Origin of the sequence: Paracoccus niistensis (genome assembly GCF_042432925.1) — a bacterium.
Lineage (GTDB): Bacteria > Pseudomonadota > Alphaproteobacteria > Rhodobacterales > Rhodobacteraceae > Paracoccus > Paracoccus niistensis.
The window spans coordinates 65348-89415 of sequence record NZ_JBHLWE010000041.1 but is presented as its reverse complement, the minus strand read 5'-3'; the positions used below and the strand labels follow the sequence as shown (position 1 = coordinate 89415).

At 68.4% G+C, this 24068-nt stretch carries 21 protein-coding genes; 12 read left to right on the top strand and 9 right to left on the bottom strand.

Features of this window, described 5'->3' with window-relative positions; translation table 11 throughout:
* Positions 1 to 5: 5 nt before the first annotated feature.
* Entirely contained in the window at positions 6 to 824 is an 819-nt protein-coding gene (locus tag ACFFII_RS13610; protein ID WP_377699416.1) for a PPC domain-containing DNA-binding protein, read from the top strand.
* 2 nt (positions 825 to 826) lie between these two features.
* A complete protein-coding gene (locus tag ACFFII_RS13605; RefSeq protein WP_377699415.1) occupies positions 827 to 1585 on the top strand; it encodes an SDR family NAD(P)-dependent oxidoreductase in 759 nt (252 codons plus the stop codon).
* Positions 1586 to 1589: 4 nt separating this feature from the next.
* Here the strand turns inward: ACFFII_RS13605 and ACFFII_RS13600 are convergent, their stop codons facing one another.
* Genes ACFFII_RS13600 through ACFFII_RS13580 form a run of 5 tightly spaced genes read right to left on the bottom strand, consistent with a single transcriptional unit; the run spans position 1590 to position 6804 of the window.
* Positions 1590 to 2351 (bottom strand): ABC transporter ATP-binding protein, encoded by a 762-nt coding sequence (locus ACFFII_RS13600; protein WP_377699414.1) that lies wholly within the window; start codon positions 2349 to 2351, stop codon positions 1590 to 1592.
* The gene (locus tag ACFFII_RS13595) at positions 2348 to 3232 is read right to left on the bottom strand and encodes an ABC transporter ATP-binding protein (protein WP_377699413.1); all 885 of its coding nucleotides are present in this window, start codon (positions 3230 to 3232) and stop codon (positions 2348 to 2350) included. The genes ACFFII_RS13600 and ACFFII_RS13595 overlap by 4 nt, the downstream gene beginning before the upstream one ends.
* Positions 3229 to 4137 (bottom strand): nickel transporter permease, encoded by a 909-nt coding sequence (nikC, locus tag ACFFII_RS13590; protein WP_377699412.1) that lies wholly within the window; start codon positions 4135 to 4137, stop codon positions 3229 to 3231. The genes ACFFII_RS13595 and nikC overlap by 4 nt, the downstream gene beginning before the upstream one ends.
* Positions 4134 to 5201 (bottom strand): ABC transporter permease, encoded by a 1068-nt coding sequence (locus ACFFII_RS13585; RefSeq protein WP_377699411.1) that lies wholly within the window; start codon positions 5199 to 5201, stop codon positions 4134 to 4136. Before ACFFII_RS13585 ends, nikC begins: the two co-directional genes overlap by 4 nt.
* A 4-nt stretch (positions 5202 to 5205) precedes the next feature.
* Positions 5206 to 6804: an ABC transporter substrate-binding protein gene (locus ACFFII_RS13580; RefSeq protein WP_377699410.1), complete on the bottom strand. Its 1599-nt coding sequence runs from the start codon at positions 6802 to 6804 to the stop codon at positions 5206 to 5208.
* A 189-nt stretch (positions 6805 to 6993) separates the two neighbouring features.
* Here ACFFII_RS13580 and ACFFII_RS13575 point away from each other — a divergent pair, with 189 nt between their 5' ends.
* From ACFFII_RS13575 to ACFFII_RS13565, 3 genes are all read left to right on the top strand, one after another.
* Positions 6994 to 7761, top strand: a complete 768-nt coding sequence (locus ACFFII_RS13575) for a histidine phosphatase family protein (RefSeq protein WP_377699409.1) — start codon at positions 6994 to 6996, stop codon at positions 7759 to 7761.
* The gene (locus ACFFII_RS13570) at positions 7758 to 8633 is read left to right on the top strand and encodes an NAD(P)H-hydrate dehydratase (RefSeq protein ID WP_377699408.1); all 876 of its coding nucleotides are present in this window, start codon (positions 7758 to 7760) and stop codon (positions 8631 to 8633) included. Before ACFFII_RS13575 ends, ACFFII_RS13570 begins: the two co-directional genes overlap by 4 nt.
* 139 nt (positions 8634 to 8772) lie before the next feature.
* Positions 8773 to 10293, top strand: a complete 1521-nt coding sequence (locus ACFFII_RS13565) for an aldehyde dehydrogenase (NADP(+)) (RefSeq protein ID WP_377699407.1) — start codon at positions 8773 to 8775, stop codon at positions 10291 to 10293.
* A gap of 47 nt (positions 10294 to 10340) precedes the next feature.
* On the opposite strand, the gene ACFFII_RS13560 is transcribed toward ACFFII_RS13565, so the two are convergent.
* Positions 10341 to 11084: a peptidoglycan-binding domain-containing protein gene (locus ACFFII_RS13560; protein WP_377699406.1), complete on the bottom strand. Its 744-nt coding sequence runs from the start codon at positions 11082 to 11084 to the stop codon at positions 10341 to 10343.
* A 280-nt stretch (positions 11085 to 11364) separates the two neighbouring features.
* On the opposite strand from ACFFII_RS13560, the gene ACFFII_RS13555 reads away from it, so the two are divergent.
* The 7 genes from ACFFII_RS13555 (at position 11365) to ACFFII_RS13525 (ending at position 17817) form a co-directional block, all read left to right on the top strand.
* Positions 11365 to 12564 carry an ABC transporter substrate-binding protein gene (locus ACFFII_RS13555; RefSeq protein ID WP_377699405.1) on the top strand — a complete coding sequence of 400 codons (1200 nt, stop codon included), beginning with the start codon at positions 11365 to 11367 and terminating at the stop codon, positions 12562 to 12564.
* A 173-nt stretch (positions 12565 to 12737) separates the two neighbouring features.
* Positions 12738 to 13943 carry an ABC transporter substrate-binding protein gene (locus ACFFII_RS13550; protein ID WP_377699404.1) on the top strand — a complete coding sequence of 402 codons (1206 nt, stop codon included), beginning with the start codon at positions 12738 to 12740 and terminating at the stop codon, positions 13941 to 13943.
* The gene (locus ACFFII_RS13545) at positions 13940 to 14713 is read left to right on the top strand and encodes an ABC transporter ATP-binding protein (protein ID WP_377699403.1); all 774 of its coding nucleotides are present in this window, start codon (positions 13940 to 13942) and stop codon (positions 14711 to 14713) included. Before ACFFII_RS13550 ends, ACFFII_RS13545 begins: the two co-directional genes overlap by 4 nt.
* Positions 14710 to 15411, top strand: a complete 702-nt coding sequence (locus ACFFII_RS13540) for an ABC transporter ATP-binding protein (protein WP_377699402.1) — start codon at positions 14710 to 14712, stop codon at positions 15409 to 15411. The genes ACFFII_RS13545 and ACFFII_RS13540 overlap by 4 nt, the downstream gene beginning before the upstream one ends.
* Before the next feature lies 1 nt (position 15412).
* Positions 15413 to 16300 (top strand): branched-chain amino acid ABC transporter permease, encoded by an 888-nt coding sequence (locus ACFFII_RS13535; protein WP_090753952.1) that lies wholly within the window; start codon positions 15413 to 15415, stop codon positions 16298 to 16300.
* A 1-nt stretch (position 16301) separates the two neighbouring features.
* Positions 16302 to 17300, top strand: coding sequence for a branched-chain amino acid ABC transporter permease (locus ACFFII_RS13530; protein ID WP_377699401.1), 999 nt, complete (start codon positions 16302 to 16304; stop codon positions 17298 to 17300).
* A gap of 196 nt (positions 17301 to 17496) precedes the next feature.
* A complete protein-coding gene (locus ACFFII_RS13525; protein ID WP_217629664.1) occupies positions 17497 to 17817 on the top strand; it encodes a hypothetical protein in 321 nt (106 codons plus the stop codon).
* 40 nt (positions 17818 to 17857) lie between these two features.
* Here ACFFII_RS13525 and ACFFII_RS13520 read toward each other — a convergent pair whose 3' ends face one another.
* From ACFFII_RS13520 to ACFFII_RS13510, 3 genes are all read right to left on the bottom strand, one after another.
* On the bottom strand, positions 17858 to 20146 hold the full coding sequence (locus ACFFII_RS13520) for an FdhF/YdeP family oxidoreductase (protein ID WP_377699400.1): 2289 nt from the start codon (positions 20144 to 20146) through the stop codon (positions 17858 to 17860).
* A gap of 93 nt (positions 20147 to 20239) precedes the next feature.
* Positions 20240 to 21034 (bottom strand): Crp/Fnr family transcriptional regulator, encoded by a 795-nt coding sequence (locus tag ACFFII_RS13515; RefSeq protein ID WP_377699399.1) that lies wholly within the window; start codon positions 21032 to 21034, stop codon positions 20240 to 20242.
* Positions 21035 to 21245: 211 nt separating this feature from the next.
* Positions 21246 to 23939, bottom strand: coding sequence for a molybdopterin-dependent oxidoreductase (locus tag ACFFII_RS13510; RefSeq protein WP_377699398.1), 2694 nt, complete (start codon positions 23937 to 23939; stop codon positions 21246 to 21248).
* Positions 23940 to 24068: the final 129 nt, after the last annotated feature.

Sequence of the window (24068 nt, the reverse complement as noted above, 5' to 3'; positions counted from 1 at the left end):
CGCGCATGGTCCACCCCGGCCCGCGCGCGCCCGAGCGGGTGCAGGCGGCGCGAACGCGGCTGGTGCCGGTCGCGGGCACCCTGCGAACGGGCGAGACGGCGATGGCCGGGGTCGCGCGGCTGTTCGCCGAGGCGGGCTGTCCGGGGGGCGTGGTCTTCCTGGACGGCGTGACCTGCGATCCCATGCGCTATGTCCTGCCGGCGCTGTCCCGCGATGCCTCGCACGCGGCATGGTACTCCGACACCTATGCCCCCGCAGGGCCGGTGCGGATCGAGAGTGCCACGGCCAGCGTCGGCCAGCGCGACGGCGCGGCGTTCCTGCATTGCCACGGCATCTGGGGCTCGGGCGGACAAAGGGCCATGGGACACCTGCTGCCGCTGGACAGCGTGGTCGCGCAGGATGCACCCGTGACCGGCATCGGGGCGCGGGACGCCTGGTTCGACTCGCGCCCCGATGCCGAGACGAACTTCACCCTGTTCCAAGTCTCGGGCGGCCTGCCCGAAGCCCCCGGCCTCATCGCCCGCATCGCGCCGGGCGGGGATGTCGTGACCGCCGTCGAGGCCCTCTGTGCCGAGGCAGGCTGGACCGAAGTCCGCATCCACGGCCTCGGAAGCATCGACCATATCCTGTTCACTGACGGCGCGCGCGTCGATTGCCTTGCGACCGAGCTGCGTTTCGCGAGTGCGCGGGTGGAAGCCAGCCGCGCGCATCTGCCCATCGATGTCGTGGATATCGACGGCACCATTTTTTACGGCGTGCTGGCGCGCGGGGCGAACCCCGTGGGCGTGACGCTGGAAATCCTGATCGAACCATCCAAGGACTGACCATGACCACCAAAGTTGCCCTCGTCACCGGGGCCGCGCGCGGCATCGGCCTTGCCGCCACCGAGCTTTTCCTTGAACGCGGCTGGCAGGTCGCGATGGTGGACCGCGACGGGGACGAACTGGCCGCTGCCTCGGGCACGCTGCAGGGCGTCCATCCCATCGTGGCCGACGTCTCCATCCCCGAGCAGGTGGACCGGATGCGCAATCAGGCGCTGGCCCGCTTCGGCCGCATCGACGCGCTGGTCAACAACGCGGGCGTGGCGCTGTTTTCCCGCGCGCCCTCGGTCAGCTTCGAGCAGTGGCGCGAGGTGATGGCCACGAACCTCGACGGCGTGTTCCTGTGCACCCAGGCGCTGACCCCGGCCCTGGCCGAGACCAAGGGCGCCATCGTCAACATCGCGTCGATCTCGGGGCTGCGGGCGTCCACGCTGCGGGTGGCCTATGGCACCTCCAAGGCCGCCGTCATCCACCTGACCAAGCAATATGCCGCCGAACTGGGCGAGATGGGCATCCGCGTGAACTGCATCGCCCCTGGCCCCGTCCGCACCAAGCTGGCGATGGCGGTTCATGCGCCCGAGATCATCGCCGCCTATTACGACGCCATCCCGCTGAACCGTTATGGCGAGCCGCGCGAGATCGCGGAGGGGATCGTCTTCCTGTGTTCCGAGAACGCGAGCTTCGTCACGGGCCAGACCCTCGCCGTGGACGGCGGCTTCGACGCGACGGGCGTAGGCCTGCCCGCGCTGCGCCGGGGCGATTGAGGGCTCAGGCCCGCTGGTACTGCGAGGCCGTGATCAGGTGGCGGGTATAGGCGTTCTGCGCCCGGCCCGCCCGCAGGTCCGCGACCTCCAGCCGGTCCACGATCTCGCCCGCCTGCATCACCGCCAGCCGCTGGCAGAGATGCCCGATCACGGCAAGGTCGTGGCTGACCATCAGGTAGGTCAGCCCGCGGTCGGCCCGCAGGTCGGTCAGCAGGTTCAGGATCTCGGCCTGCACCGACACGTCCAGCGCCGAGGTCGGCTCGTCCAGCAGCAGAAGCTCGGGCTCTCCGGCCAGCGCCCGGGCGATGGCCACGCGCTGGCGCTGGCCGCCCGACAACTGGTGCGGATAGCGGAAGCGGAAGCCGCGCCCCAATCCCACGTCGTCCAGCAGGCGCACGATCCGCCGGTCGATGTCGTCCATGCCCTGCAGCGTCAACGTCTCGGCCAGTACCCGGTCCACCGTGTGGCGGGGGTGCAGGCTGGCATAAGGGTCCTGGAAGACCATCTGCACGCGACGATGGAAGGCGGGACTGCGGCGCGCACCCGACAGGGTCTCGCCCGAGACCTCGACCCGGCCCGACCAGTCGGGGGCAAGGCCCGCGGTGGCGCGCAGGACAGTGGACTTGCCCGACCCGGACTCACCCACCAGCCCGAAGCTTTCGCCGCGGCTCACCACAAGGTCCACGCCGCGCACGGCGTCCACCCGGTCGGGCGGATGGCCGAACCAGACGCGCAGGCCCTGGACCGACAGGATGGGGGCGCTCAACGCAGACCCCCGGGCAGAGCCTCGGTCATCGAGGCATCGACCAGCGGCCTCTCGCGCCATTCCTCGGCCCGTTCCAGCACGGGAAGGCGCTCCACCGGCGCGTCCAGCCGGGGCAGGCTGTTCAGCAATCCCTGCGTATAGGGATGGCGCGCGGCGTGCAGGTCGCGGGCGGCCAGCGTCTCCACGATCCGGCCCGCATACATGATCAGCACCCGGTCGCAGAACTGCGCGACAAGGTTCAGGTCGTGGCTGATGAAGATCAGCCCCATGCCCCGGTCGCGCACCAGGTCGTCCATGATCCGCAGCACCTCGGCCCGCACGGACACGTCCAGCGCCGAGGTCGGCTCGTCCGCGATCAGGATCTCGGGGCCGGCGGCCAGCATCATGGCGATCATGATACGCTGGCCCATGCCGCCCGAAACCTCGTGCGGATAGGACTGGAAGACCCGCTCGCGATCGCGGATGCGGACGGCCTCCAGCATCTCCAGCGCCTTCAGGCGCGCAGCCGCGCGGCCAGCGCCGCTGTGCAGGCGGTAGGCCTCGACGATCTGGTCGCCCACGCGCATGACAGGATTCAGGCTGAACTTGGGGTCCTGCATCACCATGGCAATGCGGCGGCCCCGGATACGGCGCCGCTCGCGTTCCGGCAGGTTCAGGATGTCCTGACCGCCCAGGGTCAGCGCCTGCGCCGTCACCCGCCCTGGCGGGCGGACAAGGCCCAGGATCGCGCGGCCCGTCATGGACTTGCCCGAGCCGCTTTCGCCCACCACGCCCAGGCGTTCGCGCCCGAGGTCGAAAGAGACGCCGCGCACGGCCTCGAACACCCCCTGCCTCGACGGGAAGCTTACGCGGAGGTCGCGGACGGACAGCAGTGCGCTCATTCGCCCGCCCCCTTGGGGTCCAGGACATCGCGCAACCCGTCGCCCAGGAAGTTGAAGGCGAGGCTGACAAGGAAGATCGCGATCCCCGGCATGGCCGCGACCCACCAGTGGTCGAGGATATAGGTCCGCCCGTCCGAGATCATGGCTCCCCATTCCGGCGCGGGCGGCTGCGCGCCAAGGCCGAGGAAGCCCAGACCCGCCGCCGACAGGATGATCCCCGCCATGTCCAGCGCGACGCGAACGATCAGCGAGGACAGGCACAAGGGCCAGATGTGCAGGATCAGCAGGCGCGGGGCGGACGCGCCCTGCATCCGCGCCGCGGCGATGAAGTCGGCGTTGCGGATGGTCAGCGTCTCGGCCCGCGCGAGCCGCGCGTAGGGCGGCCAGCCGGTCAGGGCCAGTGCAAGGACGGCGTTGGTGACGCTGGGGCCGAGGGCCGCCACGAAGGCCAGCGCGAGGATCAGCTTGGGAAAGGCCAGGAAGATGTCGGTGATCCGCATCAGGACCTGGTCCACCCAGCCGCCCGCGAAACCCGCGATCGTTCCGATCAGCAGCCCGATCAGGGGCGAGATCAGCGCGACCGTGCCGACGATGAACAGCGTGATGCGCGAGCCCCAGATCAGCCGCGACAGGATGTCCCGGCCCAGCGCGTCGGTGCCCAACCAATGTTCCGCGGACGGCGGCTGAAGCCGGTCGGCCAGGTCCTGCGCAAAGGGGCTTTGCGGCGCGATCCAGGGGGCGAAGAGGGCGGTGCCCACCAGCAGGACCAGGATCACCAGTCCCAGCAGGGCCAGGTGGTTGGACCGGAACACCAGCCAGCCCTGGTAGAAGGTCCCCAGCCGCGCCTGCCGCCGGGTCTGGGGCGCTTCCGTCAGAAGCCAGTCGCGCAGGGAAACGTCGCTCATTTCGACCTCGGGTCGAGGACGCGGTACAGGATGTCGGACAAAAGGTTCAGCACCACGAAGCAGGTTCCGACGACGACCGTGCCGCCCAGCACCGCGTTCATGTCGCCCGCCAGCAGCGCCTTGGTGATGTAGCTGCCGATGCCGGGCCAGCTGAAGATGATCTCGGTCAGGACGGAGCCTTCCAGAAGCGAGCCGAAGCTCAGCGCGATGACGGTGATCAGCGGGATGGCGATGTTGCGGAAGGCGTGGCTCCAGACGACTCGCCATTCCGGCAGGCCCTTGACCCGCGCGGTGGTGATGTATTCCGCCGACAGCTGTTCCAGCATGAAGCTGCGCGTCATGCGGCTGATGTAGGCAAGGCTGAAGTAGCCCAGGAGGCTCGCGGGAAGGATGATGTGGCTGAAGGCGTCCCGGAAGGCGGGCCAATCGCCCGCAAGCGCCGTGTCCAGCAGCATCAGGCCGGTGCGGGTGTCCACCATGCCGTCGAACAGGATGCCCTGCCGCCCCGGCCCGCCGACCCAGCCCAGGATGCCGTAGAAGACCAGAAGGCCCATCAGCCCCAGCCAGAAGATCGGAACCGAATAGCCGACCAGCGCCACGACACGCGCGACCTGGTCGATCCAGCGCCCCCGGTTGGCGGCCGCGACCACGCCCAGCGGCACGCCGATGACGACACCGATCAGCGTGCCGAGGCTTGCCAGTTCCAGCGTGGCGGGAAAGACGCGGCGCAAGTCCTCGGCCACCGGATGCCCGGTCGAGATCGAGCGGCCGAAGTCGCCCCGCAGCACATCCCCGATATAGGTCAGGAACTGGACAACCAGCGGCTGGTCAAGACCCATGGCCTGGCGCGCCGCCTCGTACTGGGCCTGGGTTGCGCGTTCGCCCACGACCTTCAGCACCGGGTCGATCGGCATGACCCGACCGATGATGAAGGTCACCAGTAGCAGCCCCAGCATCGTCAGGACCAGCGACAGAAGCACGCCGCCCGCCCCGCGCAGCCGCCGCCAGGCGGGGCTGCGGGGACGGGGCTGCGGCCCCGGCACTTGGGTGGTGTCCAGGCTCACCGGATCACTCGCCCTTGGTGACCTGCTTGTAGGGCGCGCTGATGACAGAGCCGCCGGTGGACCAGTTCTGCACGTTGGCCTGCATCCCGTCCCGCGCGACGCGCTGGAACAGCGGGATGATCGGCGCCTCGGCCTGATAGCGCTTCTGCAGGTCCACATACATCTGGCGGCGCTTCTCGGTGTCCTGTTCCACGACCGCCGCCTCGACGGTGGCGTTCATGTCGGCCGGCACCGCGTAAGCGTTGCGCCAGGCCAGGATGCCGGTCAGCCCCGCGTCATCCGCGTTGTTCGGGTTATAGGCAAAGGTCCCCGCGTTGGTCTGCGGGTCGGCATAGTCCGGGCCCCATTCGCCCAGGAAGATCGGCACCTGCCGCGCGCGATACGCGTCCAGCACCTGCGCGCCGGTCATCTGCTCGATCTCCAGTGTCAGGCCGACCTGGGCCATCGCGTTCTGCAGGGCTTGCGCCACGTCCAGGTATTCGCGGATGTCGCGCACCTTGGTGGTGACCGTGCCGCTGGTGATTCCGGCGTCGGTCAGGATCTTGCGGGCCTTCTCGATGTCATAGGTCCAGGGGTTCTCTTCCAGCGCGCCAAGGTAGCCCTCGGGCAGGAAGGCCTGGTGCGTCTTCCACTGCCCCTTCAGGAACGAGGCCTCCATCCCGGCGTAATCGACCAGGTATTTCATGGCCTCGATCACGGGCGGCTGGGACAGCAGCGGGTCCTTCTGGTTCAGCCCCATGTAGAGGATGCGGCCCTTCAGCTCCTCGCTGAACTTGATCTGGGGGTTACCCGCCAGGGCGTCCACGTCGGTGGGCGTCAGGTTGCGCGCAACGTCGATGTCGCCGGCCTCGAGCTGCAGGCGCTGGGCGCTGGATTCCTGCACGTTGCGCACGATCACCCGCTTCATCGCGGGCGCTCCGCCCCAGTAGTTCTCGTTGGCGACAAGCTGGACGACCTCGTTCGGGCGCCAGGCGGCTAGGCTGTAGGGACCCGAGCCCGCGCCGTTGGTGGACAGCCAGGTGTTGCCCAGGTCGTCGCCCTGCGCGTTGGCCATCGCCGTTTCCTTGTCGATGACGGCGGCATTGCTGGCAGCAAGGCAGTTCAGCACGAAGGACTGCGCGTAGGGCTTGTCCAGCCGGATGGTCAGCGTACGCCCCTCGGCCGTGATCATCTGGTCCACGTTCTCCGGCGTGAAGCCGAACTGGGTCAGGATGAAGGCGGGAGCCTTGTTCAGCTTGACCACGCGCTGCAGCGACCAGGCGGCATCCTCGGCGCGCACCGGGTTGCCCGACTGGAAACTCACGCCCTCGCGCATGGTCAGCGTCAGGGTCAGCCCGTCCTCGCTCATCTGCCAGCTTTCGGCGAGACTGGGCTGATAGCCCTTGGACAGGTTCAGCGCGTCGAAATCGACCAGCCGGTCATAAAGGTTCTGGGTGACGTCGTTGCCCGAGAACTCGAAGCTCTGCGCGGGGTCCAGGCTGATGATGTCGTCGATCTGGGCGGCGACCACCAGCGTGTCGGCCGGGGTTTCGGCGTAAGCCGCCGGGGCAAGCGCAAGCGCCGAGGCCAGCAGCAGCGCGCGGGCAGAGAACGAAAGCGTCATGGTCCTGATCCTGTCGGTTCTGGCGCTGCTCCTCGTCCTTGGGCCGCGGGCAAGCGCAGGGGATTGCTGGCCGGTTCGTCCGGCTCTGCGCTGTTGGTGCGCCATCCTGCCCCGCGACGCAAGCATCACGATGGCGCAACCCGAAGGCACCCGCCCGTGTTGTCCGTCAGACGGATACGGGGGACGACAATGACGCCAAGATGGCCCGAGCGGCTGTGGATCGTGCGGCATGGCGAAAGCGCGGGCAACGTGGCGCGCGACTTCGCCTATCAGCAGGGCCTGCCCCGGATCGACCTGACGGGCCGGGACGTGGACGTGCCGCTTTCCCCCCTGGGCGAGCAGCAGGCCCGCGCGTTGGGCCACTGGTTCTCGCAGGGGAAGGAGGAAGGGCGGCCGAACGTCGTCCTCGCCTCGCCCTATCTCCGGGCGATGGAAACGGCGCGCCTGTTCCGCGAGGCCGGGGGCTGCCCGGAGGGCACCCGCATCCACCTGGACGAGCGGCTGCGGGAAAAGGAATTCGGCATCCTCGACGGCCTGACGGGCCTCGGCATCCGCGCGGAACATCCCCAGCAGGCCGAGCTGCGTGCCAGCCTGGGCAAGTTCTACCACCGCCCGCCGGGAGGCGAGAGCTGGTGCGACGTGATCTTCCGCCTGCGGGCCCTGATGGACACGGTCGGGCTGCACCACGGCGGCTGCCGGGTGATGATCGTGGCGCACCAGGTCGTCGTCCTCTGCCTGCGCTATGTCATCGAGGGGCTGACGGAGCAGGAGATCCTTGCCATCGACCGCGAGGGGGACGTGGCCAACTGTTCCATCACCGAATACCGCTGGGAAGCCGGCGAGGAGGGCACCGACGGCGGCATGGCGCTGGTCCGCTACAACGTGACCGCGCCGATGGAGGCCGAGCACACCCCCGTCACCCGCGAACCCGACCCGATCGTGGGGCACCGGGGATGAGCGGGGCGCAGGTTCTGGACTCGGCCTGGCTGCGCCGCCATCCGCTGCCGGTCCATCCGGAGGACACCGACAAGAACAGCCGCGGCCGGGTGATGCTGGTGGGCGGCTCGGCTCTGGTGCCGGGCGGCTTGACGCTGACGGCCACCGCCGCCTTCAGGGCAGGCGCGGGCAAGGTGCAGATCGCCCTGCCCGAGCCCCTGGCGATCCCGACCGGCATGGCCATGCCCGAATCCGGTATCTTCGCCCTTCCCACGGACCCTGACGGAGAGATCGCCGACTGCAGCCCCATCACGGACAAGCTCGCCCCCTGCGACTGCCTGGCCCTGGGCCCTGCCGTGGGGACGACCGGGGCCGGGGGTGTGATCCTCGACGCGCTGCTGCCCCATGCGGGCGGCGCCCCCGTCATCATCGACGCGGCCGCCGTCTGCGCCGGGATCGACCGGCAGGAAGCCATCGCCGCCCTGCCCGGCGGCGCGATCCTGACCCCTCATGTCGGCGAGATGGCGCTGCTGACCGGCCTTTCCGCCGAGGAAATCGAAACCGACCGCGAGAGGGTGGTGCTGGAACAGGCCCGGAGGCTGCGGGCGGTGGTGCTCATCAAGGGCGCGACCACCGTGATCGCCAGCCCCGACGGCGAGCTGATCGTCTATGGCGGCGGCGGCGTGGGGCTGGCGACAGGCGGCTCGGGCGACGTGCTGACCGGGATCATCGCGGGCCTCTGCGCGCGCGGGATGCCAGCCTGGGAGGCGACCTGCTGGGGCGTCTGGCTGCATGGCGAGGCGGGACGGCGGCTGGCCGAGCGGCTGGGGATGATGGGCTTTCTTGCCCGCGAGCTGCCCGGCGAGGTGCCGAGCCTGATGCGCGGGATCTAGGCGCGGGGCCCGCAAGGCCCCGGTCGAAAAAGCCGCTTCCCTGCCCTTGCAGCCGGGGCGCGGGCGGGGGATGTGTCCTTGCATCGGCCAGCACCGGGCGTTCCCCCCTAGCTGGCGGCACAAGCGAAAGGATCCTCGGATGTCAGGCTTCACCCCTCACGGCAAGCACCTGGTCGGCGGCGAATGGGTCGCGGGCGAGGCGACGTTCAGGTCGAGCCCCGCGCATGGCCCGGCACATGACTTCGCGGTGGGCACCCCCGATCTGGTCGCCCGCGCCTGCGCCGCCGCCGCCGGGGCCTTCGACGCCTATGCGGCGACCACGCGCGAGGAACGCGCCCGCTTCCTTGAAACCATCGCAGACGAGATCGAGGCCCGCGCCGAGGCCATCACCGAGATCGGCACCCAGGAATCCGGCCTGCCCGAAGGCCGCCTGCAGGGCGAGCGCGGCCGGACCACCGGCCAGCTGCGCCTGTTTGCCGAACATATCCGCAAGGGCGACTACCTCGACCGGCGCCTCGACGCGGCCCTGCCCGACCGCGCCCCGGCCCCGCGCCCGGAACTGCGGATGATCCAGATGCCCATCGGCCCGGTCGCGGTCTTCGGCGCCTCGAACTTCCCGCTGGCCTTCTCGACTGCGGGCGGCGACACCGCCGCCGCGCTGGCGGCGGGCTGCCCGGTCGTGGTCAAGGGCCATTCCGCCCATCCCGGCACCGGCGAGATCGTGGCCGAGGCGATCCTCGCCGCCGTCGAGAAGACCGGGATGCCCAAGGGCGTCTTCAGCCTGATCCAGGGCGGCAACCGCAAGGTGGGCGAGGCGCTGGTGACCGACCCCCGCATCAAGGCCGTGGGCTTCACCGGCTCGCTGCAGGGCGGCCGGGCCTTGTTCGACCTCTGCGCCCAGCGCCCCGAGCCGATCCCCTTCTTCGGGGAACTGGGCTCGGTGAACCCGATGTTCGTGCTGCCCAAGGCAGCCGCCGCGCGGGGCGAGGAGATCGGCAAGGGCTGGGCCGGGTCGCTGACCATGGGCGCGGGCCAGTTCTGCACCAACCCCGGCATCGCCGTGGTGATGGACGGCCCGGACGCCGACCGGATCATCGCCGCCGCCCGCACCGCGCTGGAACAGGTCGCGCCCCAGACGATGCTGACCGACGGCATCGCCCAGGCCTATCGGCAGGGCGTGGACCGCATGGGCAAGTCCAACGCGGTGAAGCCGGTGCTGACCACCGACAGCGCCGAGCGGAACGCCTCGCCCAACCTTTACGAAACCACCGCCGACGCCTTCCTGGGCGAGGACGACCTGGCCGAGGAGGTCTTCGGGCCGCTGGGTCTGGTGGTCCGCGCAAGCTCGCCCGAGGACATGGAGCGGATCGCCCGCGGCTTCCCCGGCCAGCTGACCGCGACGCTGCATACCGATCCCGGGGATGCGGACCTCGCCCGCCGCCTGCTGCCGATCCTCGCGCAGAAGGCAGGCCGTGTGCTGGCCAACGGCTTCCCGACAGGCGTCGAAGTCGCCGACGCGATGGTCCATGGCGGACCCTATCCGGCCTCGACCAACTTCGGCGCGACCTCGGTTGGCACGCTGTCGATCCGCCGCTTCCTGCGGCCGGTGTCCTTCCAGAACCTGCCCTCCTACCTGCTGTCGGGCGACCTGGCGGGCTGAAACAAAGAAAGGGCCGCCCTTCGGGGCGGCCCTTGCCTTCCGGGGGATCAGCGCGCGGTCAGGCGCTCGAACTGGTTGCCGGTCAGATAGCCCGTCGCATTCAGGTCATTGGCCCGCTGCCAGGCCGCGATCGCGTTGCGGGTGCCGCGCCCGAAGACCCCGTCCACCCCCCGCGTGTCGAAGCCGCGCCGCGTCAGCCCGGCCTGCACGGCCGCGCGCTGCTGGCGGCTGAGGTTCAGCGCCGCCTCGGCCCGCGCGGGGGCCCCGTCCGCAGCCGCGCCCGTGTTCGACGCCGAGCCGCTTGCAGCGGGCGCGCGCCCTTGCAGGATTTCGGTCGCCTGGGCCGAGGTCAGGGTGCCGGTCTGGGGATAGTTGCGGTCGCGCTGCCACAGCGAGATGGCACGGCGCGTGCCGGGACCGAAGCTGCCGTCCAGCCCGTTGGTATTGTAGCCGAGCGCGTTCAGGCGGCGCTGGATGGCAACGCGCTGGTCGGCCGACAGCGAGGCACTGCCCGCACTCGACTGGCTGCCGGTGGTTGCCACGGTCCCGCCCAGCCGCCGCACGCGCTCGCGCGCCTGTTCGGCATAGGCGCCATTGGGGAACTGGCGCAGGTAGGATTGGTACGCCGACAGCGAGTTCGTCTGCTGCGCCTGCGCAAAGGCGGCGCGGTCCTGTTCCTGCTGCAGATACTGCCGGGCGATGCCGCCCACGATCTCGCCCACGTCCTGCGCCTGCACGGGCGCGGCAAGAAGAACGGCCGCCAGCGCCGTGGAAATCATCGTCCTGACCATCGAAGGTTCCCTTCTTTCCTGTGGCGCCTCGGGCGGTGCACGGGCGCGAAGCTGATGCCCCTTGGCCGGGGCGGCTGAGGATTATAGCGGCCAAAGGTGCCATCCGGTTCCCGCAACCCTGGGGTATCCCCTTCCCAAACGCTTAAACTTGCAGCGGGAATCCTGCCCAGGCTGCTTGCGGGCGCTTGCCAGCGGAACGCGCATTGGACAGTCTGCGCGGCGGAGGAACGGGGCTGCGCGGGAATAGCTGCGCAAGACACCCAGACAAGGGAGGAAGAACATGGCGAGGTTTTTCGCATCGGTCGCGGTCGCGGCCCTGCTGGGCGTGCCGGCCTGGGCCGAGGTTTCCGACAACAAGGTCAGGATCGGCATCCTGAACGACCAGACGGGCGTTTATGCCGATTTCGGCGGCCTGGGCTCGGTCGAGGCCGCGAAGATGGCGGCCGAGGAGTTCGGGGGCACGGTCCTGGGCGCGCCCGTCGAGATCGTCTCGGCCGACCACCAGAACAAGCCGGACATTGCCAGCAACATCGCGCGCCAGTGGTATGACACCGAGCAGGTGGACGCGATCATGGAACTGACGACCTCGTCGGTCGCGCTGGCCGTGCAGGCGCTAAGCGCCGAGAAGAAGAAGATCGACCTCGTGACCGGGGCGGCGACGGCGGACCTGACGGGCAAGGCCTGCTCGCCCTATGGCTTCCACTGGGCCTATGACACCCATGCGCTGGCCGTGGGCACCGGGGGCGCCTTGGTCGAGGACGGGGGCGACAGCTGGTTCTTCCTGACCGCCGACTATGCCTTCGGCTATTCGCTGGAAGAAAACACCGGCGCCGTGGTCAAGGAAAAGGGCGGCACGGTGGTGGGCTCGGTCCGTCATCCGCTGGCGGCAACCGACTTCTCGTCCTTCCTGCTGCAGGCGCAAAGCTCGGGCGCCAAGGTTGTGGGGCTGGCGAACGCGGGGCTCGACACCCAGAACGCCATCAAGCAGGCGGCCGAGTTCGGCATCGTGCAGGGCGGCCAGCGCATGGCGGGGCTGCTGTTCACCCTGGCCGAGGTGCACGGGCTGGGGCTGGAAACGGCACAGGGGCTGACGCTGACCGAAAGCTTCTACTGGGACCGCACGGAGGCCAGCCGCGAATTCGCCAACCGCTTCAAGGAGCGCACGGGCAAGATGCCCAACATGGTGCAGGCAGGCACCTATTCGGGCGTGCTGCATTACCTCAAGGCCATCGAGGCCGCCGGCACCGACGAGACGGAAGCCGTCGCCGCCAAGATGCGCGAACTGCCCGTCAGCGACGCCTTCGCGGAAAGCGGCCGGGTCGGCCCGAACGGTCGCATGATCTCGGACGTCTACCTGATGGAGGTGAAGACCCCCGCCGAAAGCAGCGGCGAGTGGGACTATTACACCGTCAAGGCGACGATTCCGGGCGATCAGGCCTATCTGGACCCGGCGAAATCGAGCTGCCCGCTGGTGCAATAGAACGACCCTGCAGGGCCGGGTATGCCCGGCCCTGTTTCATTCGCACAATTCATCGTCCGAACGTCTTGCTTCGCACATGAACTGCGGCAATCATCCGGTTCGGAGAGAACAGAAAGGGCGCAAGGAATGCGCTGCCCCGCAGCCAGCGGCCCGGGGAGAATCGGGAGGAAAACATGAAGTTTCTGTATGTCACCGCTGCCACGGCGGCGTTGCTGGCTGGCACGGCCACGGCGCAGGAAGTCTCGGACGGCAAGGTCAAGATCGGCATCCTGAACGACCAGTCGGGCGCCTATTCGGCGCTGGGCGGACTGGGCTCGGTCGAGGCCGCGAAGATGGCAGTCGAGGAAGTCGGCGGGACCGTTCTGGGCATGCCGGTCGAGATCGTCGCGGCCGACCACCAGAACAAGGCGGACGTGGGCTCGTCCATCGCCCGCGAATGGCTGGATGCCGGGCAGGTGGACGCGATCATGGACCTGACCACCTCGTCGGTGGCGCTGGCCGTGCAGAACCTGGCGGGCGAGCGCAACAAGGTGACCATGATCACCGGCGGCGGCACGACGGAACTGACCGGCAAGGCCTGCACGCCCTACAGCTTCCACTGGGCCTATGACACCCATGCGCTGGCCGTGGGCACCGGCAGCGCCGTCGTGGCGCAGGGCGGCGACAGCTGGTTCTTCCTGACCGCCGACTATGCCTTCGGCTATTCGCTCGAGGAAAACACCACCAAGACCGTCGAGGCCGCGGGCGGCAAGGTGCTGGGCTCGGTGCGCCACCCCCTGAACACGACCGACTTCTCGGCCTTCCTGCTGCAGGCCCAGGCTTCGGGCGCCAAGGTGGTCGGCCTCGCCAGCGCCGGGACCGACACCCAGAACGCCATCAAGCAGGCGGCCGAGTTCGGGTTGACCCAGGCGGGCCAGAACATGGCCGGGCTGCTGCTGATGATCTCGGACGTCCACGGCCTCGGGCTGCAGGCCGCGCAGGGTCTGTACCTGACCGAGTCCTATTACTGGGACCGCGACGACCAGTCGCGCGACTTCGGGAACCGCTACAAGGAACGGACCGGCGCGATGCCGACCATGGTCCAGGCGGGCACCTACTCGGCGGTGCTGTCCTATCTCAAGGCGATCGAGGCCGCAGGCAGCGACGATGCCGCCAAGGTGTCCGAGCAGCTGAAGGGCATGACGATCAACGACGCCTTCGCCCGCAACGCGACCGTCGCCCCGAACGGCCGCCTCATGAGCGACGTCTTCCTGATGCAGGTGAAGTCGCCCGAGGAAAGCAAGGGCGAGTGGGACTATTACCATGTTCGTGCCACGATCCCCGGTGCCGAGGCCTACATGAAGCCTGCCGAGTCGGGTTGCCCGCTGGTCACCGGATGACGGACGTCCTGCATGACGACGAACCGCGGGTGGTGCTGTCCGCCCGCGGTCTGGGCAAGGACTTTTCGGGGTTCACGGCGGTCAACAACGTGAACCTGGATGTCCACCACGCCCGCATCCACGCCTTGATCGGTCCCAACGGGGCCGGCAAGACCACGGTCTTCAACCTGCTGACCAAGTTCCTGCAGCCGACGCGGGGGCAGATCACGCTCTTGGGCACCGACATCACGAAGATGAAGCCCGACGCGGTCGCCCGCATGGGGCTGGTGCGCTCGTTCCAGATCTCGGCCGTCTTTCCGCACCTGACGGTGCTGGAGAACGTGCGCGTCGCCCTTCAGCGCCCGGCGGAACTGCATGTGCAGTTCTGGCGCTCGCTCGGGGCGCTCGACGTGCTCAATGGCCGCGCCGAGGTGCTGATCGACGAGTTGGGCCTGACGCCCTGGCGCGACGTGCGCGCGGCCGACCTGTCCTATGGCCGCAAGCGGGTGCTGGAGATCGCGACCACGCTGGCGCTCGACCCGCAGGTGCTGCTGCTGGATGAACCCATGGCCGGGATGGGGCACGAGGACGTGCATACCGTGGCCGAGATCATCCGCGAGGTCGCCCGCCACCGCGCGGTGCTGATGGTCGAGCACAACCTGTCGGTCGTGGCCGACATCTGCCACCACGTGACCGTGCTGCAGCGGGGCGAGATCCTGGCCGAGGGCGACTACGCCACCGTCGCCGCCGACCCGCGCGTGCGCACCGCCTACATGGGGACCGAAGCATGAGCGCGCTTCTGAACGTGGCCGGGCTGAACGCCTGGTATGGCGAAAGCCACGTCCTGCATGGTGTGAACATGCAGGTGAACGAGGGCGAGACGGTCTGCATCCTGGGCCGCAACGGCATGGGCAAGACCACGACGCTGCGCTCGATCATGGGCATCGTGCGCAAGCGGACCGGCCAGATCACCTTTGCCGGCCAGGACGTGCTGGCGATGGCCCTGCACCGCACCGCGCGGGCGGGCCTGGGCTTCGTGCCCGAGGAACGCGGCATCTTCGCCACCCTGTCCGTGGACGAGAACCTGATGCTGCCCCCCGTGGTGGCGCCGGGCGGCATGACGCTGGACGAGATCTACGCGCTGTTTCCGAACCTCAAGGAACGCCGCAACAGCCCCGGCACCAAGCTGTCGGGGGGCGAGCAGCAGATGCTGGCCATGGCGCGCATCCTGCGCACCGGTGCGCGCTGCCTGCTGCTGGACGAGCCGACCGAGGGGCTGGCGCCCGTCATCATCGACGCGATCGGGGCGGTGCTGCGCGAGCTCAAGGCGCGCGGCATGACCGTGGTGCTGGTGGAACAGAACTTCCGCTTCGCGTCCAGGGTCGCGGACCGCTTCTATGTCATGGACCACGGCGTGATGACCCACGAATTCCCTGTCGGAGAGCTGGACGCCCGCATGGACATGCTGCACGAAACGCTGGGGGTCTGAGATGACGATGATCTTCGGAATCCCGATCCAGGCTTTCATGGGCCAGATCCTCATCGGGCTGATCAACGGGTCCTTCTACGCGCTGCTGTCGCTGGGGCTGGCCGTGATCTTCGGCCTGCTGCGGGTGATCAACTTCGCCCATGGCGCGCAATACATGCTGGGCGCCTTTGTGGCGCTCCTGGCGCTGAACTGGCTGGGTCTGAACTACTGGTTCGCGCTGATCCTGGCGCCGCTGGTGGTGGGCGCCTTCGGCGCGCTCCTCGAACGCACGATGCTGTCGCGGCTTTATCAGCTCGACCATCTTTACGGCCTGCTGTTCACCTTCGGCCTGGCGCTGACGCTGGAAGGCACCATGCGCTGGTATTTCGGCGCCTCGGGCCAGCCCTACGCGGCCCCGGCCGCGCTGACGGGGGCGGTCAACCTGGGCTTCATGGTGTTGCCGATCTATCGCGGATGGGTGATCCTGGCCTCGCTGATCGTCTGCCTTGCCGTCTGGGCGCTGATCGAGAAGACGCGTCTGGGCGCGACCCTGCGCGCGGCGACCGAGAACCCGACCCTGGTGCAGAGCTTCGGGATCAACGTGCCGATGCTTTTGACGCTGACCTATGCGCTGGGGGCGGGGCTTGCCGCCATCGCGGGCGTGCTGGCGGCGCCCATCTACCAGGTCTCGCCGCTGATGGGCTCCAACATCATCATCGTGGTCTTCGCGGTGGTCGTGGTCGGCGGCATGGGCTCGATCATGGGCGCCATCGTCACCGGCTACCTGCTGGGCATCGCCGAGGGGCTGACCAAGGTCTTCTACCCCGAGGCTTCCAACATCGTGATCTTCGTCATCATGGCGATCGTGCTGATCCTGCGCCCCGCGGGCCTGTTCGGAAAGGAGGCCTGAGATGGCCAGGACATCCGAAATCTCGACCTCCGAACCCGGCTCGGTCCCGACCATGGGCCGGGGCGTGCAGCTGGTGCTGCTGGCCCTGGGCGCGCTGGTGCTGATCGGGGCGCCCTTTGTGGTCTATCCCGTCTTCGCGATGACCATGCTGTGCTTTGCGCTCTTCGCGGCGGCCTTCAACCTGCTCCTGGGCTACACGGGCCTTCTGTCCTTCGGCCACGCGGCCTTCTTCGGGGGGGCGGCCTATTTCACGGCCCACGCCGCCAAGGTCTGGGGCTGGAACCCCGAGTTCGCGCTGGCGCTGGGTGTCCTCGGCGCCACGGCCTTGGGCGTGGTGATCGGGGCCATCGCGATCCGCCGGCAGGGCATCTACTTCGCCATGATCACGCTCGCGCTGGCGCAGATGTTCTTCTTCTTCTGCCTGCAGGTGCCCTTCACCCACGGCGAGGACGGCATCCAGGCCGTGCCGCGCGGCCATCTGTTCGGGTTCATCGACCTGAACGACACGATGACCATGTATTTCTTCGTGCTGGCGGTCTTCGTGCTGGGGCTGGTGCTGATCTGGCGCTTCGTGAACTCACCCTTCGGCATGATCCTGAAGGCGATCCGCGAAAACGAGCCGCGGGCGATCTCGCTGGGTTATGCGACGGCGCAGTACAAGCTGGGCGCCTTCGTGATGTCGGCGGCACTGGCGGGCATGGCCGGGGGCCTGAAGGCGCTGGTGATGCAGTTCGCCACGCTGACCGACGTGGACTGGCACATGTCGGGGCAGGTGGTGCTGATGACGCTGATCGGCGGCATCGGGACGCTGCTGGGCCCGGTCCTGGGCGCAGGCATCGTGATCGCGCTGCAGAACCTGCTGGCGACCTCGGCCTTCCCGGTGACGATCATCACGGGGCTGGTCTTCATGGTCTGCGTCATGCTGTTCCGCCGCGGGCTGATCGGAGAACTGGCCCATTCCCGCCTCGGCCGCGCCCTCGGCCTGCGCCCGCCGGGGTGAGGCGCTGCCGACCACAGGAACCAAGGCCGCCGCGATCCCCCTCGCGGCGGCCGTTTCATTTTCGGGCACGGGCAGGGACCGTTTGCCGGGGCAAAGTCGTTGACTGACACGGGAACGCGCCACGGGCGCAGGACTTCACCGGACCTCCGGCCGTCGGCCGGGCGGCATGGCATCAGGCAACAGACAGCAGGATCGGATGGCTCTCGTGAACGACACTGGCGAACAGCGGGGAAACCCCAGCTTGCTCAAGAAGGACATCGACCAGGGGCTGACCGGGGACAAGGTCAGCTACCCTGACCCCGCGGCTTCGCCGCTGGGCACGGATGACGAGGCGGCAGGCACGCCCAACACGCCCCAGCAGGTGGCCATGGCCCGCAGCCTCGAACGCGGCCAAGGCGCGCAGGCGGGCCAGCGGGCGCCCGACTTTGGCAACGACAAGCGCGGGCCGGGCCGGGCCTCGATCGTGATCATCGCGGGGATCGTGGCCGTGGGCCTGCTGCTGCTGGTGGCGCTGTGACGACCCGCGCGCCGGGGCAGGCTCCCGGCGCGCGATGGCCTTACATCGCCTCGAGCCGCACGGGCACGCCCTTGTAGGCCGGGGTCTTGGACATCCGGTCGTGCAGGCCCACGGGAATGACCGGGTTCACCTCGGGGTAATAGGCCGCGACACAATGGTCGGGCAGGTCGTAGGCCGTCACCGTCAGCCCTGCCACGCCACGCGGATGGCCGTCCTCCTCGGCGCAGACCAGACGCACCTTCTGCCCCTCGGCCAGTCCGGCCCGCGCGATCTCGGCCGGGTTCATCAGCACGATCATGCGGTCGCCCGACAGCCCCCGCAGCCGGTCGGAAAAACCGTAGATCGTGGTGTTGAACTGGTCGTTCGAGCGCAGCGTGACCAGCGTGTATTCGCCCTGCCCCAGCGGCCGGTTCAGCCCCGAGTTGACATCGGGCACCGAGAACTCGGCCTTGCCGCTTTCCGTCTGCCAGCGGCGTTCCCGCGCGGCATTGCCCTTGTAGAAGCCGCCCGGCTCATGCATCCGCCGCTCGTAGTCCTTGAACTTATAGGGCCACAGCGCCTCGATGCAGGCGCGGACACGGGAATAGTCGGCCACCCAGTCGTCCCAAGGGACGTCGGGGTTCGGTTCGAGCGTGGCCTTGGCGATGCCTGCCACGATCGCGGGCTCGGACAGCAGCGTTCGCGCCGCGGGCTCGTTCCGGCCCAGCGAGGCATAGATGTGGGACAGCGAATCCTCGATGGACACGACCTGAGGGCCGGACACCTGCTCGTCCTCCTCGGACCGCACGAGGCAGGGCAGAAGCCAGGTTTCCCGCCCCGGCAGCAGATGCGAGCGGTTGAGCTTGGTGGCCACGTTGACGATCAGGTCCAGTTCCGCCCAATGCTTCCTGACCCGGCCCGAGTCCGGGATCGAGATGGCGAAGTTGCCGCCCATCTGCAGGAAGCCCCTGACCGAGCCGTCGATGACGCCCTCGGCCGCCTCGACGGTGGTGTGGCCCGTTTCGCGCGGAGGGGTGAAGCCGAACATCCGCCCCATCTCGTCCAAGGGCACCAGTTCCGGCTTTTCCGAGATGCCGACCGTGCGCTGCCCCTGCACGTTGGAATGCCCCCGAACCGGAGAAATCCCCGCCCCCAGCCGCCCGAGATTCCCGCGCAGAAGCATCAGGTTGACCAGCATTCCCAGCGTCTCGCCGCCCCGGACATGCTGGGTCAGGCCCATGCCATACATCGCGATCACGCGCTTGGACCGCGCATAGGCCGTGCCGACCTCGCGCAGGTGGTCGCGCGACAGGCCCGACAGCGCCTCGATCTCGTCCCAGCCCGTCGCCTCGGCATGGGCCTTCAGCGCCTCGTAGCCGGTGGTGTGCTCGGCGATGAAGCCGTGGTCGAGGATGCCGCCCTCGGCCGCCTCAAGTTCAAGCACCCGCTTGATCAGCCCCAGGATCGCGGCCATGTCGCCGCCCGGCCGCACCTGCAGGTAAAGGTCCGAGATCTCGGTCGAGCCGCCCAGCATCTGGGTGATCTGCTGGGGATTGCGGAAGCGCAGCAGGCCCGCCTCGCGCACGGGGTTGAAGGTGATGATGGTGCAGCCGCGCTGCTTGGCTTGCTGAAGCGTGTGCAGGAAGCGCGGGCTGTTCGAGCCGGTGTTCTGGCCGAAGAACAGCATCAGGTCGCAATGGTCGAAGTCCTCCAGCACGCAGGTGCCGACGGGCGAGCCGATGAACTTCTTCAGTGCCACGCTGCTCGTCTCGTGGCACATATTCGAGGAATCGGGCAGGTTGTTGTGCCCGTACATGCGCGCGAAAAGCTGCCACATGAAGGATGTCTCGAGGCTCGCGCGTCCCGAGGTGTAGAAGACGACCGACTTCGGGTCCATCCGGCGCAGGGCGGCGCCGATGCCCGCGAAGGCCTCGTCCCAGGTGGTTTCCACATAGCGGCGGGCGCCGGGATCGAAGCGCATCGGGTGGGTCAGGCGGCCGAGCGACTCCAACTCGTGGTCGGACAGTTCGCGCAGTTCCTCGACCGTGCGGGTGGCGAAGACCTCCGGGTCGCAGGTGCGCCGGTCCAGGTCCCAGATCGTGGCCTTGGCGCCGTTCTCGCAGAACTCGGCCAGGTGGGGCTTGGCCGGCTTGGCCCAAGCGCAGGACGTGCACATGTGGCCGTTGGGCTTGTTCTGGCGGCGCAGCGTGTCCAGCACGGCGGCGGTCGGCGGCTGGCCTACCAGGACCTTGCTGATGCCTTCCATCGAACCCCAGCCGCCGGCAGGTCCCCCGTAGTGAGGCGTGTCAGGATCCTGCTGCGATTCGGGATCGATTCGCTTCTGGCTCATGGCTGCACCCCCTTATGGCTCCGCAGGCGCGGGCTGCGCCTGCGGGAAGGGAAGGCCCCGGTCTTGCCTGGGGTTCCCCCAAAGGGCGAATTATCAGGACTGGGCGGCCACCTGTCGCAGGCGGCCTTGCGGTGCGGTCATGGCGCCGCCCTGCGCCACCTGGGACAGCCGCTCGGCGGTGGCGGGCGGAAGGTAAAGGTAGTCCCAATCGAATTGCGCCTGCCGAAACAGCCGCGGCAGGTCCATGACCTCGACCCGGCCATCCAGGAACAGGCAGATCCGTTCCTGCCGCAGCTCGCCCAGCATCCGGTTGGCATGGACCGGGGTCATGCCGCAGGCCTCGGCCAGGTCGGTCTGGCTGATGGGCAGAGGGCAGCCGTTCAGTCCGCAAAGCCCGCGCGCATATTGCCGGACCAGCGTTTCGGCAAAAAGACTGGCGATCCTCGCCCGCCCGGTGAGCCGCCCGTTGCGGAAAGTCCAGTAGCGCTCGACCGCCGCGTCCAGCAGCGTGACCTGCCACAGCTTGTCGTAAAGGTCGGGCGCATCCTGCCGCAGCGCCGAGATGGCTGCATGGGGCAGCGCGCTGACCGTGGCGGGGGCGAGGGCCTCGATCTCGTGGTCGCTGTGGCCCAGCCGGCAGGTCGGCAGGTCGACGAAGTCGCCGGGGATCAGCAGGCCCAGAAGCTGCCGCCGCCCCTGGTGGTCGGCGCGATAGCGGCCGGCGAAACCTTCCAGCAGATACGAGCAGGCGGTCACGGACACCCCGGCCTGCGCCAGCTTGTGCCGGGGCCGGACGGTCGCCGCAGGCCCCTGAAGGGAGGTGACCAGTTCCGCCTCGGACTGCGAGAACAGCTGCGGATAGGCGTGATGAAGGTCGATTCCCGGCAATCCCTTCTCCCCTGCCCGGCGGCGTGCCCGGGTAGCTGCATGTCTCAGGAAAGGGGTGAAGAAACAGGAAGCTGCCGTCAACCTTGCCTGACGCTTCCCTGCAACGGCAGGGAAGGGAATTGGTTCATCCGGGGCAGCCCGCCTGCCGCAGCGTCAGATGCAGGCGAAAGGCCGGCCAGTGCGGCCGGCCTTTCCCTGTCGGCTGCCCGCCTCAGTTGGCGGCAGGCACGGGGGCGTCCGCGGCGTTGCGCATCAGGAAGTCGGTGACAAGGGCCGCTTCCTCCTCGTCGAGGCCCGCGCGCGGGAACATCGACGGAGTGATGCCGCGCCATTGCAGCTGGGTGAAGCCCTTCGGATCGCGGGGCCCGTGGCAGACGGTGCAGCGCTGGTAGAAGATGCGCTCGCCCGGCTCCATGTTCTCGTAAAGCGCCTCGACCAGCCCCGCGACGCGGTCCAGCCCCAGCTCGCCCTCGTCCACGGCGGCGAACTGGTAGTCGGTCAGGATCGCCGGCGGCTGATAGGCCTGGTTGGGACGTTCCGCATCCTCGCACTTGGCGACGGAGGCCACGCAGGTGTTGGCGATGGTCGCCTGCGTCAGCCCCGAGGCCGGACGCTCCGAGGTGATCCAGTTGATCTGCCCCGAGTTGCAGCGCCCCTTGCTGTCGAGGTCCGGCCAGACCCCTTCATACAGCGACATCACGCCCGGCATGATGTCGTCCGACAGCACGGCGCCTGCGATGATCGCGCCGCGTTCGTTGCGGATCTCGACCAGGTCGCCGTCGGCGATGCCGCGCGCCTCGGCATCCTGGCGGTTGATCCGCACCGGCTCGCGCCCGTCGATCTTGTAAAGTTCGCGCAGCCGGGCCGAGTTGTCCATCTGGCTGTGCAGCCGGTACCAGGGATGGGGGCTCACGACATGCAGCTGGCCTTCCCCGGCATTGCCCAGGTATTCCAGCGGCTCCTGCCAGACGGGCATGCCGGGGTTGTCGGCCACCTTCATGTCGGCGATCGAGCTGCAGAACATCTCGATCTTGCCCGAGACCGTGTGCAGCGGGTTCTTTTCGGGGTCCTCGTAGAAGGCGCCGTGGCGGACCCACTTGCGCGCCTCGGGCGGGGCGGGCTGGAGCGCGTAGCCCTTTTCCCAGAACTCATCGAAGGGCGTGGTCTTGGACGCGCCCGAGCGTTCATAGGCCGCGCGGATGTGGTCCATGAAGTCCAGGCTGTCGGTGAACTGCGCCCAAAGACCCATCTTGTCGGCCAGCGCCTCGAAGATCTCGTAGTCGCTCTTCGACTCGCCCAGCGGCTCGATCACCTTCTTCATGGCGTAGATCTTGTCGTTGGAATAGGTGCCGCCGACCGAGATGTCGTCGCGCTCCATCGTGCCCGAGGCGGGCAGGACGATGTCGGCCCAGCGCACCGCGGCCGTCCACCAGATATCCTGGCTGACGATCGTGTGCAGCTTGCCGAAGGCCTTGAGCAGCCGGTTCAGGTCCTGCTGGTGCGAGACGAAGTTGTTGCCCGCGTTGTAGATCATCTTCACATCGGGATAGGTGCGGGTCTGCCCGTTGTAGAAGAACTCCTTTCCCGGATTCTCCAGCATCTCGACGATGCGGCTGGCAGGGCAGAGCTTGTCCACGAGGTTCTTGCCCGAGGACAGGCCCGTGGGGGTGGGCTGGCCCGACTGGGGCATGCCGCCGTTGCCATAATGCCAGCTGAAGCCCACGCCCTCGCCCGGCTTGCCGATCTTGCCGACGAGTGCGGCGAAGTTGATGATCGCGTGGTGGGTCAGCTCGCCGTGGTGGGCGCGCTGCAGCGACCAGGCGCCCGCGAACTGGGTGCGCGAACCGGCGAACAGTTCGGCCAGCTCGCGGATCCTGTCGGCCGGGATGCCGGTGATGGCGGCGGCCCAGTCGGGCGTCTTGGGGGTGCCGTCGTCCTGGCCCTGGACATAGGCGATCCAGCGGTCGGCCCCGACCGTGTATTTCGCCATGTAGTCCTTGTCCTCCAGCCCCTTTTCCAGAACGTGATGGGCCATCCCGAGGAACAGCGCGATGTCGGTGTTGGGGACGATCTGCACCCAGTCCGCGTTCAGGTAGTAGTCCGAGGCGGTGCGCTGCGGGTTGATCGAGATGAAGCGGCAGCCCGCGTCGCGGATCTCGGCCCAAGGGCCGTACATGCCGTGGTCGGCCACCGTGAACTCGATTCGGTTGTTCTTGATCGGATCGCAGCCGACCAGCACGAAGACCTGCGTGTTGTCGCGCACGACCTCCCAGGCGGTCTGGGGCGAATAAACCTCCATGTCGCCGATGATGTGCGGCAACGCGACCTGGCTCGCCCCGGCCGAGAAGTCGCCCTGGGTGATGGTGCAGCCGCCGATCAGGTTGAAGAAGCGCTGCTGCATGACGTTCGGGCGGAAGGACCCGGCATTGGCCCAGCCTCCGTAGGACGAACTGAAGATCGCCTCGTTGCCGTTTTCCTCGATGGTCTTGAGGATCGCGTTCCCGGCCAGCGCCAGCGCGGTGTCCCAATCGACGCGCACGAACTCCTCGCGCCCGCGCAACTCGGGCTTGGTGTCGCCGGTCTGCCAGCCGTCCAGGTAGGACTTGCGCACCATCGGGTAAAGGATGCGGCTTTCGTCATAAACGCGATCCACCGTGCCCAGCATCAGCATATCGGTGGGCTGGTGGTCGAGCTCGGTCACCGGAGAGATCGAGGTGATGCGCCCGTCGCGCACAACCGCCTCGAAGGGACCGAAATGCGTGGCGTGGAACACCCGCTGTCCGTGCGAGTTGGGATCGATCGCAGCAAGGGCCGAACTGTTCATCAGCCGGGCGGCGCCCAGGGCCCCCACCGCCACGACACCTGCCTGCATGAAGCTGCGGCGCGAGATCTGACATGCGGTCATGGGCGATTCCTTCCATTCCATCTTTCGGCATGACATGGGCCCACGCGGCGGCCCCGGTCCATGATCTGGATCAAGGCAGCAGGGCGGGGAAGGTTGCCCTCTGGTTGTGGAATCAGGTCCGGCTTGCGC